This window comes from Kitasatospora sp. NPDC087271 (assembly GCF_044744605.1).
Taxonomy (GTDB): Bacteria; Actinomycetota; Actinomycetes; order Streptomycetales; family Streptomycetaceae; genus Kitasatospora.
Genome location: NZ_JBIUYQ010000004.1, coordinates 171673 through 184826, shown reverse-complemented (window position 1 = coordinate 184826; position 13154 = coordinate 171673). Strand labels below are relative to the sequence as shown.

Sequence of the window (13154 nt, the reverse complement as noted above, 5' to 3'; positions counted from 1 at the left end):
GGCAGGAGGGCGGCGGCGAGGGGGCCGGCCCACCGCGGCGGGGCGGCGGTGGGCCGGGGGGTGGAACCGGCGGGCGGGGACGGTCAGTTGTAGGTGCCGCCGATGGAGACGGCGTAGTGGTTGCCGCTCACACCGTTCAGCTGGATCGGGGCCGCCGGGTCCCAGCTGCCGGAGCCGTCGCGGATGGTGTGCATGATCCGGTCGTCGTTGGTGATGAAGACGGCCTGGAACTCGCCGTCGATGTTGGCGGCGCTGACCCGGTTGGCGGTGAACGAGCCGATCACGGGGGCGAGCTCGGCGAACGGCTGCCACGTGCCGTTGCCGTAGCGGGCGCCGTGGAACTGCTGGCCGTTGTTGTTCACCACGACGATCTGCGCGTCGGATCCGGTGCCGGCGACCGCCACGTCCTGGGCGGGGCCGACGTTCCCGGCGGCGTCGTAGACGTTGCCCCAGGCCGACCAGGAGCCGCTGACGGCGCGGATGGCGTGGTAGACCGTGCCGCCCGAGACCGTCACGACCTGGAGTTCGCCGTTGACGCTCGCGACCGAGGCGCTGGTCACGGCGCCGCCCGCCGGGGTGATGTCGCCGAACGGCAGCCAGGTGCCGTTCGCGAGCCGGGCGGTGTGGAAGAGCTTGCCGTCGGCTACGGCGACGACGTGCAGGTCGCCGCCGATCGAGACCGCGGAGACCTTGGTGACGTTGCCCAGCCTGTTGGTCTGCGGGCCGATGTCGGTGAAGCGGTCCCAGCTGCCGCCGGTGTGACGGATGGTGTGGTAGATGTTCCCGTCGCCGCCGACGGCGAGCAGGTGGGTGTCGCCGTTGATGCCGGCGTCCGCGATGGACTGGACGCCGCCGATGTCGCCCGCGACGCTCTCCACGTTCCCGAAGCCGGTCCAGCTCCCGTTGGAGGAACGGGTGGTGTGGAAGACGTTGCCGCCGCCGTTCACCACGACCTGGGCGCCCCAGCCCACGGCCCCCTGCTTCGGCGGCAGCGGGGTGCTGTCGACGGTCTTGTCGTAGCGGAAGGGCTTGAAGCCGCCGCTGATCAGGGAGCTGCGCGAGTAGTTGATCTTGCGGGCGGTCAGGCCCGGCCGCGGCTCCTCGTAGACCACGGCGGTGTTGTGGCTGCCGTCGGTCCAGCCGGCGAACAGCACGACGTGCGTGCTGATGTTGTCGATCATGTCGCCGGGCTGCAGGTCGTCGAGGCTGCCGAGCTGGGTGGAGATGTCGTCGAGGGTGGAGGTGACCCGGCTGGAGCCGAGGTGCCAGGCCATCGAGACCAGGCCGGAGCAGTCCTGCCGGTAGGAGCCGTTGCTGTCGCTGTGCCAGAGGCTCTGGCTGTACGGCACCGCCTGGTCGACCCAGTTCTGGGCCCGGGCGATGATCTCGGAGCGGCTGATCGGGCCGTTGACGGACGAGGTGCCGACGGCCTGCGCCGGTGCGGTCAGCGACACGGTGGAGACGACCGCGCCGAGCGCGAGGGCCCCGGCGAGGGCGACGTTGGCGAGCTTCGAACGGTTGGCGGACATGGCGGACCTCCGGACGTGGTGGACGGGGTTGGCGGCTGGGCCCGGCTTCGAGGTGCTCGGGGCCCGACGGTGACGGGCGGCTCACGCGGCGCGCGGATTCCGGTCGGCTGCCCTGCGGGAGCAGCCGGCCTGGCGGCGGTTCGACGCGCTGGTTCGACGCGCTGGTGCGGGGCGCCGCGGGGTGCGGCGCTCGGCGAGGCCGGGGTACGGCGCTCGGATCGGCCTGCCTCGGGAGCGGGCCCGGCTGGACGGCCGCCCCGCAGGAGCAGCCGGTCGATGGGGCCCGGCGGGGCCGGGGCGAGGTGGTGGGGCCGTCAGCCCCGGACAGGCGCTAAGAAGCAGCCGCGGCGGCGGCCCGGCCTGCGACGGCGAGGGTGGCGACCGCGGTGGCCTCGGTCATGACGGTGCGGAGCATGACGGTGTCCTCTCCTGCTGCGACGTGAGGGTGGGATCCGGTGGCCGCGTCCCGCGGTGGCGCGCTCTCCGGTGCCGCCCTGAGCGGTGCTCCCTGGCGGCGATCACCAGCTTCGTCGCAGCTCGGCGGCGGTGGAAGGGGCTTCGGTTGGACGGAAGTGGCCCTGGACCGTTCCGGCCAGGAGCGGTCGGCGTCCGCACCGGGGCCGGGCCGGCGTCCGCGCCGGGGCCTGGTCGGGACCGCGCCGGGGCCGGGTCGGCGTCCGCACCTGGCCAGGTCGGGGCCGGGTCGGGGTGCGGGTGCCGACGAGGGGTCAGAGCGGGTCAAGTAGCCTGCCGGAAAAGTGTTCGACCGCCTTGCCGCGCCGTGCGAAGGAGACGAAGGACCCGATGAGACCTGCTGGGCACCCGGTGGTGCGACTGCTGGGGCAGGTGTGGGTGTGGCCCGCGGTGGTGATGCTGGCGGTGGGCGGGTACCGGCTGGGGACGCCGGAGCTGTGGCGGGACGAGATGGCGACCTGGACGGTGGCCACCCGGTCGTTGGGCGACCTGCTCCGGCTGCTCCAGCACGTGGACGCCAGCAACGGGGCGTACTACCTGCTGATGCACGGCTGGACGACGGTGTTCGGCGACTCCGTGGTGGCGCTGCGAATACCCTCCGTGCTGGCGATGGCGGGGGCGGCCGCGTTCGTGGCGCTGACCGCCGAGCGGCTGTTCGGCAACCGGGTGGCGGCGGTCGGCGCGGGGCTGCTGTTCGCGGTGCCGCCGGAGGTGTCGCGGTACGCGCAGGAGGCGCGCGCGTACGCGCTGGTGACCTTCGCGATCGCGGCGGCCACCTGGTTCCTGGTGCGGGCGCTGGAGCGGCCGACGTGGCGGCGGTGGGCGCCGTACTGCGCGGCGATGGCGGTGGCCGGCGCCGGGCACCTGATCTCGTTCAGCACGGTGGCCGGGCAGGTGGCGCTGGTGCTGCTGCACCTGTGGCGCACGCGCGGGGCGGCGGAGCGGCGGCTGCTGTGGCAGTACCCGGTGGCGGTGGGGGTGGCGGCGGTGCCGGTGCTGCCGGTGGTGCTGCTCGGCAGCCGGCAGTCGGACCGGCAGCTGGGCTGGATCGAGAAGCCGAACCTCGGGGGCCTGGTGCACTTCGGCCAGCACCTGTTCGGCTCGCACACGGTGTTCTACGCCTTCGTGCTGCTGGCGCTGCCGGTGCTGCTGCTGCCGGGCCGGCGGGTGCAGGCCGGGCAGGCGCTGCTGCTCGCGGGGCTGCCGGTGATGGGCGTGTGGGTGGTGTCGCAGGGCGGCACCTCGTACTTCATCGAGCGGTACCTGCTGTTCACGGTGCCCGCGTGGGCGGTGCTGGCCGGGGGCGGGGTCGGCGCGGTGTACGGCGTCGCGGCGGCCTGGGCGAAACGTTTCCGTGCTCCGGGACCGGCCAGGGCGGCGGTGGGACTGCTGACGCTGGGACTGCTCGCCGTCCCGGCCGTGGCGGCGCTGCCGAAGCAGCCCGCGGTGCGCTACGTGGGCTCGCACAACGGGTCGGAGGAGCCGTTCCGGGCGGCCGCCGGGGTGATCGCCGCGGGCTACCGGTCCGGGGACGGGATGGCGGCCCCCCTGGGTAACCAGGCCTGGGCGATGGTGTGGCCGGGCGTCAGCTACTACCTGCCGTCGGACGTCCACCCGTACCCGGTGTTCGTCGCGCAGAGCGCCGACGACGCGGAGGACCTGTCGCCGACGCCGTGCCCGCAGCCGGAGGCCTGTCTGGGGCAGGCGGCGCGGATCTGGCTGCTGGTCCTCGGGGACACCGAGGACCCGCTGACCACCATGCCGGAGGACCAGGCGCAGGCTCTCCGCACGCAGTACGGCGCGCCCGACCAGGTCACGCCGCTCGGCGGGTTCACGGTCGCGCTGCTCGACCGCGACAACTGACGAGCGAGACCCGGAGCACGCGACGGCTGACGAGCGAGACCCGGAGCACGCGGAAACACGACGGAGGGGGAGCCGGGCGAACCGGCTCCCCCTCCGTCGTCGCGGTGTCAGAGCGTGCGGGTCAGCCGGGACTGGATGGACGGCGGGTTCAGGTCGGACTGGAGGGCCACCGGGACCTCCGTCTTGTCGTCGCCCGCGCCCACCCGCAGCAGGCCGACCTCCTGGCCGGCCTTCGCGGTGTGGCCGAGCTTGGCCGCGTCCAGGGTGACCGTGCCGGTGATGCCCGGGAAGCCGGCCACCACGAGGTCCTTGGTCGCGACGACCTGGACCTTGCCGCCGAGGCCGTCGTCCACGGTGCCGACGACGTCGCCCTTCTTCACCACGGTCTGGCCGGTCAGGCCGCCCTGCGCGGCCTGGATCTGCTTGCCGCTGACCTTGAGCACGGTCGGCAGGATGCCGTCGCCGGGGTTGGGCGAGGTGGCCTGCTGGCCCAGGGTGACGCCGATGATCAGCCGCTTCACACCGCCGATCTCCTTGTAGGCGGCCCACATCAGGCAGCCGCCGGCCGGGGTGCTGGAGCCGGTCTTGACGCCGATGACCCCGGTCTTCGGGTTGATCAGGTTGTTGGTGTTGGAGATCTTCGCGTTGTTGAAGTTGGTCTCCGGGGTGGAGACGATCTGCCGGAAGATCTCGTCCTGCATGACCTGCTCGGCCAGCTTCAGCTGGTCCTTGGCGGTGGACTTGGTGTCCGCGAGGAAGCCCGCCGGGTCGGCGTAGGTGGTGTTGGTCATGCCGAACTTGGCCGACGTCTCGTTCATCAGCTTGACGAACGCGTCCTCGGAGCCGGAGTGGAAGCGGGCGAGCAGCCGGGCCACGTTGTTGGCCGAGGGCAGCATCAGCAGTTCCAGCGCCTGGTACTCGGTGAGCACCTGGCCCTCGGTGAGGGTGACCCGGGACTCGTCGACGTTGCCGGACTCCTGCGCGGCCTGCTTGTCCACGGTGATCTTCGGGCCGCTCTCCCCCTTCTTCAGCGGGAACTTCTGCAGGATCAGGTAGGCGTTCATCACCTTGGTGACGCTGGCGATCGAGGACGGCGTCTCCTGCCCGGAGCTGCCGAGGCTGCCGACGCCGACCACCTCGGCGGCGGACTGGCCCTTGGCCGGCCAGGCGAGGTCGAGCTGGTCGCCGGCGAAGCTGAAGCTGCCCGCGGCGGACATCCGCACCTTGGCGTCCGGCAGCGGGCGCAGCAGCTGGGCCACCACCGCCGCACCGAGCACCACGGCGAGGAAGGCCGTCCAGATGGTGATCCGCTTGAGCGCGCGGCGCAGCGGCGAGACCGGGCGCGCGTTGAGGGTCGCCAGGACCTCCATCGCCTCGGCGGTGTTCTCCGGCGCGGGCGGCGGCTCCGGGAGGGGCAGCGGCTCGGGCTTCGGCAGCGGCGGGACGGGCGGCACCGGCCGCGGGTCGGGGGTGGGCAGTGGCTCGGGGGCCGGGGCGGGGCCGGGCACGGGGGCGGGAGTCGGCTTCGGCAGCGGCTCCGGACCGGGCTGCGGCTCGGGTTCGGGGAGGGGCTTGGGCGCCGGGTGCGGCTCGGGCACCGGCTCCGGGACGGGGGACGGCTCGGGCTGCGGGGTCGGCGCCGGAGGCTCGGGCACGGTGCCGGACGCGGCGGCCGCGGGGGCCACGGCGGAGGCGGAGGCGCGCGCAGGTGCGGGCTTGGCCGGCTCCTCGGGCTTGGCCGGCCCGGCTGCCGCCTCGTCCGGTTCGTCGCTCTCGGGCGCGGCGGCCTCGGCGGCCTCGGCGGGTGCGACGGGTGCGACGGCCCCGGGCGTGTCGCCCTCGGACGCGGCCTTCTCCCCGGCCTCCCTCGCCCCCTTCTCGGTGCCCTTCTCGGTGCCCTTCTCCGCACTCCCCGCCACGGCTCCCGCACCCGCCGCGGCCGTCCGCATGGCGAGACGCGGGTCGGTTCCGGTCGGCCGTCCGGCCGCCTTCTCCTCGCCGTCGGCAGCCGTCACGGCCTCCGCCTCCCCGGCCGCGACGTCGGAACTTCCGTCACCGGCGGGCTTGGTCAGCTCCTCCGGCGGCCGCAGCGCGGTGGTCGCACTGTCCACCGGCAGCCGCAGCATCGTGGTCTTGCTGTCCACATCCCGGACACGGAGCTGTACGGTCGAGCCGCGCTTGGCCCCCGCCGCCGGCGTGTCGCCGGGGCCGGTCTCGGCCTCCCGGCTGCCGTTCGGGTTGCCGTCCGGAGCACCGTCCGGGTCCGGACCCGCACCGCCGGCCGTCCCGGTCCGTTCGCGTTCGCGCTCCTGCGCCCGCTCGCCGTCCCTCAGCACCCTGTCGGGGGACTCGCCCACGTATCCCAGCCTCCTCAACGCCCGGCGGGGCACCGGCAGACCCGATTTCGGGAAGCCGACGCCCCGCCCCGTGTACCTGTACAGTCTCCGCCACCGTCGGCCGATCCGGCCGCGCACACCCCGCCCGACCGGCGCTTATTGCCGTCGCACGGGCGTACTGCGGTCTGTTCACCGGTCAGACGCCGGGCCCGCCGCCCCTGGTTCCCCGCCTCCACCGCAAGGTCACGATTCGGAGGCGTACTCGACAAGCCCGTGTGAGAGGCGTCACCCTGTCTCTCATCCACGCGGGGAGGCTTGGATGGGCAAGAGCCGCAGAACTGTTCCCGAGGAACTCTTGCTGCTCGCTTTGGACCCGACCACGGGTACCACGGCGCAGCCGCAGACCCTCGACCTCGGACTCGCCGGGGCCCAGCTCGTCGAGCTGTCCCTGGCCGGACGGATCGTACCGGAGGGAGACCGGATCGCTGTCGTGCTCGCACGGCCGACCGGCGACCCGACCCTGGACCACGCACTGGAACTGCTGCGCCGACGCGGCAGTCCGGTCCGCGCGGCGCACTGGATCGGCGGGCCCCGGCTGGGGCTGCGGCAGACCTACCTGGCGCACCTGGAGCGCTGCGGCATGGTCACGGCCGTGCCGGGCCAGGTGTGCGGGGTGCTGCCGACGACCCGCTATCAGGCGTCGGACGACTGCACCAACGCCGCGATCAAACAGCGGCTGGACACCGCCATCCGCACCGGCGTGCCGCCGGACCCGCGGACGGCGGCGCTGGCGGCCCTGGCCCATTCCGTGGGCCTGGGCAAGCACCTGTATCCGGGCAACGAGGGCCGGTCCTCGCGGTCGCGGCTGCGGGACCTGATCCGGTACGACCCGCTGGGCGGGATGGTCGCGCACGCCGTGATGGACGTGCAGAACGGCCTGCCGGCGCAGCAGAACCGTTCTGCCCAGGGTTCCGGGACCGGTACCGGCACCGGGCGTTCCGGCGCCCGCGCGGCGGGCCGGGGCTCGGGGCGGGTCGCCGCCTCACGGGTCGGCGTCCGCTGACCGGGACCGCCCGGGCGCGCGGGACGCCGCACCGATCGCCGTACGGCCTGCGCGGCACGTGCAGCCCGCACGGCCCGTACGGCCCGTGACGGCGGGCACCATGGGCCCGGCAGGCACGACGGGCCCGGCAGGCACCACGGGCACCACGAGCCCGGCGGCACCTCCGACGGCGCGCGCCGCCCCGTTCACGCCGCCCGACGGCGCTGAGCAACGGCGCTGAAGGACCCGACGCACCACCGAAGCAGCACCCGCACCACCAGGAGCACGGAGGGGCGGTCGCCCCGCGACGGAAGTCGCCCGGCGACCGCCCCTCTGCCGTCCCCGAAGGCCCTTCGGGGCCCGTGCGGGGAGCCCGGCAGTCCTGCCCTCGCAGGTGCCACTGGCACCTGCGCCGCCGGGGAGCACATCCTTAGCCCGTACCGGTTCGAGCCGCTGAGCCGCATTACCACTTGAGGGCCCTCGCCGTCTCACAGAAGTGCTTTTCCGACGATCTGTTCTACTGCGCTGCTGTGATTCCCTGACGCCGACCTGGCCCGAGGTGACATGCTGCTCCAAGTCAGGGGGGTTGGTCCCAATGTCCGAAGTGTTCCGAGGGCTGCCGTTCCAACGATCACCAGAGGTCCGGCCGGAGGTCGATGTGTCGACGAGCATCAATCCCACCGTGCGCCGTCGGCGCCTGGGCTCGGAGCTGCGCAAACTCCGCGAGGGCCTCGGGATGACGGCGGAGGAGGTGGCGGGCCGGCTGATGGTCTCCCAGTCGAAGATCAGCCGACTGGAGAACGGCCGCCGCAGCATCAGCCAGCGCGACGTGCGCGACCTCTGCGACGTCTATCTCGTGAACGACGAGCAGATGCGCGCCAGCCTCATGGAGATGGCCAAGGAGTCCCGTCAGCGCGGCTGGTGGCACGACTTCAACGACATGCCGACCCCGTACAGCGTCTACATCGGGCTGGAGGCCGAGGCCTCCTCGATCCGCGCGTACGAATCCTCCTTCGTCCCGGGCCTGTTGCAGACCGAGCAGTACGCGCAGGCCGTCGTGGAGGGCACCCAGCCGGACACCGACGCGCTCGCCGTGCAGCGCCGGGTGCAGGTCCGGATGAAGCGCCAGGACCGCATCCAGGGCGAGAACCAGCTCGGCAGCCTGTGGACCGTCATAGACGAGGCGGTGCTGCGCCGCGAGGTCGGCAGCCGCGAGGTGATGGCCGAGCAGCTCAAGCACATGATGGAGCTGAGCCAGCACCCGAACATCACCATCCAGGTGATCCCGTTCTCGGCCGGGGCCCACCCCGGTATGACCGGGACATTCTCCCTGCTGGAGTTCCCCGAGTCAGCCGATTCCACGGTTGTCTACTTCGAAGGGGTGACGAGCGATCTCTACCTGGAGAAGGACGCGGACGTCCGCCGCTATACCGGTCTGTACGACTACCTGCGGGCGGCGGCACTCGGCGTGGCGGAGAGCCGGGCACTGATAGCTGAGATTGAAGAGGGATACCACTGATGAGCACCACCTCCGAGCACGGAACCCGCTGGCGGAAGAGCAGCCACAGCGGCGGCAACGGCGCCTGTGTGGAGATCGCCACGCCGGCCACGGGGGCGGTGGCGGTACGGGACTCCAAGGACCCTCAGGGGCCGCAGCTGCGCTTCTCCGCCGAGGCCTGGACCGCGTTCGCGAGCGCTGCGGCCACCGGGGTGTTCGGCCGCCGCTGACCCTGCGGCGGCGGCCACCGACCCGGCCCCGCGCCCCCGGTGCGAATCCGAGCTCGGCCCGTTTGCCCGTAGCAGTGGCCGTCGCCCTCGCCGGCGGCCGACGCTACGGGCAAACGTCGTTCCCGCCCGAACTTCCCGCCCCATCCGCCCTGTCCGTCCTGTCCGCCCCATCCGCCCCGTCCGTCCTGTCCGCCCCGTCCGCCCCGTTCAGCGCACCACCGGGTACCGCTCCGACCAGGTCAGCCCCTCCGGGGTGCGCGGATCGTGCAGTTCGGTGCCGTGCATCAGCTCCAGCACGAAGTCGTCGGCGAGTTCGAGGATGGCGCCTCGCCCCTCCAGCCCGGCCACCAGCCCCGACGGCAGCGCGGTGTCACCGTGCAGCACCCCGAGCAGGCTCCCGCAGACCGCGCCGGTGGAGTCGCTGTCCCCGGAGTGGTTGACGGCGAGCAGCAGGCCCGAGCGCACGTCGTGCGCGACCAGCGCGCAGTAGACCCCGATCGCCAGCGCCTCCTCGGCGACCCAGCCCTCCCCCAGCGCCTCCACCCGGTCCGCGGACGGCTCGCCGGCCCGGACCGCGTCCAGCGCGGCCCGCAGCGCGGCGGTGGTCTCCTCGTGCGCCTGCCGCTCGGAGAGCAGCGCCAGGGCGAGGTGGACGCCCTCCTCCAGGGTGCCGCCGCGGGCCACGCTCTGGACGATCACCGCGAGCGCGCCCGCCGCGAGGTAGCCGGTGGGGTGGCCGTGGGTGAGCACCGCGCACTCCACCGCGAGTTGGAAGACCAGGCCCGGCTCCCAGCTGGTGAGCAGGCCGAACGGCGCCGCCCGCACCACCGTGCCGCAGGCCTTGGAGTGCGGGTTCTTCGGCCGCTCCACGGTGCCGAGGAACTCGGCGTCGGCCCCGGTCAGGCCGGACAAACAGCCCTGGCCGGGGGCGCGCTGGGCGTACAGCCACTCCTCGCGGCCGAGCCAGCCGAGGTCGGGGCGGCGCTCGTCGGGGCCCCAGTCGCGCTGGGTGGCGGCCCAGCGCAGGTAGGCCAGGTGCAGGTCGGTGGGCGGATGCCAGCTGCCGGTGTCGCGCCGGATGTGGGCGCGGATCAGGCCGTCGACGGTGAACAGGGTGAGCTGGGTGTCGTCGGTGACGGCGCCGGTGCGCCCGTACGCGGGGACGTAGCCGGTGACGCCCTGCGGGCCGTGCTGGGCCCGGATCTTCTCCAGCGGCTCGAACTCGACGCCGGCGCCGAGCGCGTCGCCGATGGCACCGCCGAGCAGACAGCCCCGCACCCGGCTGCGGAAGTCCTGCTGCTGGGCGCGTGACCACAGTGGCATCACGACGGGGCGCCTTTCCTCGGGGCAGGGGGCTGCGCGACGCACGGCCGCGGCGCGCGCCCTGGCACTGTATTCGAAGACCCGAGCGAATCAAGGGCGTCCCTCGTGCTCCGGTTCCCCGGCCCCGGGCGCCGTACGGGCGGCAGCGGGGCCGGGGGGAACCAGCAGGCCGAGGCCGGGGGAACCAGCAGGCCGGGACCGGCGGAACCGGGAGGCCGGTGGCGTGATCAGTCCAGGACCGGCAGCAGCTCCGGCAGGTGCCCGTCCGAGGCCAGCGCCGCGGCCCGGCGCTCGGCCGGCACCTCGCCGTACGTGGTGGTGCGCTGGCGGTGCGGGCGGCCCGCCGCCTCGGCGATCGCCTGGAGGTCGCGCACCGACTTGTAACTCCCGTACGCCGAGCCGGCCATCCGCGAGATGGTCTCCTCCATCAGCGTGCCGCCCAGGTCGTTGGCGCCCGAGCGGAGCATCTCGGCGGCGCCCTCCGCGCCCAGCTTGACCCAGCTGGTCTGGATGTTGGGGATGTGCGGGTGCAGCAGCAGCCGGGCCATCGCGACCACCGCGCGGTTGTCCCGGGCGGTCGGGCCTGGCCGGGCGATGCCGGCCAGGTAAACCGGCGCGTTGGTGTGGATGAACGGCAGGGTCACGAACTCGGTGAAGCCGCCCGTGCCGTCGGTCGCGAGGGAGCGCTGCTGGATCTCGGCGAGCAGCCGCAGGTGCCCGAGCCAGTGCTTCGGGGTGTCCACGTGCCCGTACATCATGGTGGACGAGGAGCGGATGCCCAGTTCGTGCGCGGTGGTGACCACTTCGACCCAGGTGGCGGCCGGCAGCTTGCCCTTGGTGAGCACCCAGCGGACCTCGTCGTCCAGGATCTCGGCCGCCGTGCCCGGGATGCTGTCCAGGCCGTTCTCCTTGGCCCGCTGGAGCCAGTCGCGGATGGACAGCCCGGTGCGGGTCGCGCCGTTGACCACCTCCATCGGCGAGAAGGCGTGCACGTGGATGCCGGGCACCCGCTCCTTCACCGCCCGGGCGATGTCGAAGTAGGCGGTGCCGGGCAGGTCCGGGTGGATGCCGCCCTGCATGCAGACCTCGGTGGCGCCCACCTCCCAGGCCTGCGCGGCCCGGTCGGCGACCTGCTCCAGCGACAGGGTGTAGGCGTCGGCGTCGGTGCGGCGCTGGGCGAACGCGCAGAAGCGGCAGCCGGTGTAGCAGACGTTGGTGAAGTTGATGTTCCGGGTGACGCAGTAGGTGACGTCCTCCCCGACGGTGTCCCGGCGGACGTCGTCGGCGATCCGGCAGAGCGCGTCCAGGGCCGGGCCGTCCGCGTGGAACAGCGCCAGCGCCTGGTCGTCGGTGAGCCGTGTCGGGTCGTCGGCGGCCACCGCCAGCGCCTCGCGCAGGTCGCCGACCAGCCGCTCGGGCGCGCCCTCGGCGAGCACCTGCTCGCGCAGCACCTCCCAGTCGCCGTAGACGTCCTCGAAGTCGGCCCGGCGGTCGCCGGTGCGGCCCTCGGTGTCGATGGTGGCGTGCAGGTCGGTCCGCCCGTACGAGACGGGCAGGTCCTCGGGCTCCTGCCAGGGCAGGCCGCGGACCACCGCGTCCGGGTTCGCCAGCCCGGTCTCCGGGTCGGCGAGGGCGCGCACGTGCGGCAGCACCCGCGGGTCCAGCCAGGGCTCGCCGCGCCGCACGTACTCGGGGTAGACGGCGAGGCGTTCGCGCAGTTCGAAGCCGGCGGCCGCGGAGCGCTCGGCGAGCCGCTCGATCTGCGGCCACGGGCGTTCGGGGTTGACGTGGTCGGGGGTGAGCGGGGAGACGCCGCCCCAGTCGTCGACGCCGGCCGCGATCAGCCGCCCGTACTCGCCGTCCACCAGGTTCGGCGGCGCTTGCAGGCAGGCCGCCGGGCCCATCACGTGCCGGGCCACCGCCACGGTGGCGACCAGCTCGTCCAGTTCGGCGTCGGGCATGCCGCGCATCGCCGTGTCCGGCTTGGCGCGGAAGTTCTGCAGGATCAGCTCCTGGACGCCGTGGTAGGCCCGGGAGACCTTGCGCAGCGCGAACAGCGACTCCGCGCGCTCCTGGTACGTCTCGCCGATGCCGATCAGCAGGCCGCTGGTGAACGGGACGGAGCTGCGCCCGGCGTCCTCCAGCACCCGCAGCCGGACGGCCGGTTCCTTGTCCGGCGAGCCGAAGTGCGGGCCGCCGGGCTCGCTCCACAGCCGGGTGGCGGTGGTCTCCAGCATCATGCCCATGGAGGCGGAGACGGGCTTGAGCCGCTGGAAGTCCGTCCAGCCGAGCACCCCGGGGTTGAGGTGCGGGAGCAGGCCGGTCTCCTCCAGGATGCGGATCGACATCGCCCGCACGTAGGCGATGGTGTCGTCGTACCCGTGCGCGTCGAGCCACTCGCGGGCCTCGGGCCAGCGGTCCTCGGGCTTGTCGCCGAGGGTGATCAGGGCTTCCTTGCAGCCGAGTTCGGCCCCGCGCCGGGCGACGTCCAGCACCTCGTCGGGGGACATGAACATCCCGTGGCCGGCCCGGCGCAGCTTGCCGGGGACGGTGACGAAGGTGCAGTAGTGGCACTTGTCGCGGCAGAGCCGGGTGAGCGGGATGAAGACGCTCTTGGAGTAGGTGATGACGCCGGGCCGCCCGGCCGCCGCCAGCCCCGCGTCGCGGACCCGGGCGGCGCTCGCACACAGGTCGTTCAGGTCCTCGCCTCTGGCCTGGAGCAGCACCGCGGTCTCGGTGACGTCCAGGGCGACGCCGTCCCGGGCTCGGCGCAGGGCGCGCCGCATCGCGTTAGCGGTCGGGGGGTTGCTTGCGTCCATGGCGGTTCCGTCCATGGCGCGACCCTACGCCAGGTGTCGT

General features: G+C 73.5%; 8 protein-coding genes. 4 read left to right on the top strand and 4 right to left on the bottom strand.

From position 1 onward, the window contains the following. Positions 1-83: 83 nt before the first annotated feature. Positions 84-1529, bottom strand: a complete 1446-nt coding sequence (locus ACIO9K_RS09635; RefSeq protein WP_363619188.1) for a hypothetical protein — start codon at positions 1527-1529, stop codon at positions 84-86. A gap of 804 nt (positions 1530-2333) precedes the next feature. Here ACIO9K_RS09635 and ACIO9K_RS09630 point away from each other — a divergent pair. Then, on the top strand, positions 2334-3866 hold the full coding sequence (locus ACIO9K_RS09630) for a glycosyltransferase family 39 protein (RefSeq protein WP_400328205.1): 1533 nt from the start codon (positions 2334-2336) through the stop codon (positions 3864-3866). 107 nt (positions 3867-3973) lie between these two features. Here the strand turns inward: ACIO9K_RS09630 and ACIO9K_RS09625 are convergent, their stop codons facing one another. After that, on the bottom strand, positions 3974-6223 hold the full coding sequence (locus ACIO9K_RS09625; RefSeq protein WP_400328203.1) for a hypothetical protein: 2250 nt from the start codon (positions 6221-6223) through the stop codon (positions 3974-3976). Between the two features lie 298 nt (positions 6224-6521). Here ACIO9K_RS09625 and ACIO9K_RS09620 point away from each other — a divergent pair, with 298 nt between their 5' ends. The 3 genes from ACIO9K_RS09620 to ACIO9K_RS09610 all read left to right on the top strand — a co-directional run bounded on the left by ACIO9K_RS09620 (position 6522) and on the right by ACIO9K_RS09610 (position 8972). Further along, positions 6522-7265 (top strand): GPP34 family phosphoprotein, encoded by a 744-nt coding sequence (locus ACIO9K_RS09620; protein WP_363585370.1) that lies wholly within the window; start codon positions 6522-6524, stop codon positions 7263-7265. A 637-nt stretch (positions 7266-7902) separates the two neighbouring features. Next, a complete protein-coding gene (locus tag ACIO9K_RS09615) occupies positions 7903-8763 on the top strand; it encodes a helix-turn-helix transcriptional regulator (RefSeq protein WP_350877673.1) in 861 nt (286 codons plus the stop codon). Next, positions 8763-8972, top strand: a complete 210-nt coding sequence (locus ACIO9K_RS09610) for a DUF397 domain-containing protein (protein WP_363585371.1) — start codon at positions 8763-8765, stop codon at positions 8970-8972. The genes ACIO9K_RS09615 and ACIO9K_RS09610 overlap by 1 nt, the downstream gene beginning before the upstream one ends. A 207-nt stretch (positions 8973-9179) precedes the next feature. Here ACIO9K_RS09610 and ACIO9K_RS09605 read toward each other — a convergent pair whose 3' ends face one another. Both ACIO9K_RS09605 and ACIO9K_RS09600 read right to left on the bottom strand, forming a co-directional pair. Next, positions 9180-10295: an ADP-ribosylglycohydrolase family protein gene (locus tag ACIO9K_RS09605; RefSeq protein WP_350877669.1), complete on the bottom strand. Its 1116-nt coding sequence runs from the start codon at positions 10293-10295 to the stop codon at positions 9180-9182. A gap of 227 nt (positions 10296-10522) precedes the next feature. Continuing rightward, positions 10523-13129 carry a bifunctional FO biosynthesis protein CofGH gene (locus ACIO9K_RS09600; protein WP_363619185.1) on the bottom strand — a complete coding sequence of 869 codons (2607 nt, stop codon included), beginning with the start codon at positions 13127-13129 and terminating at the stop codon, positions 10523-10525. Between the last annotated feature and the right edge of the window lie 25 nt (positions 13130-13154).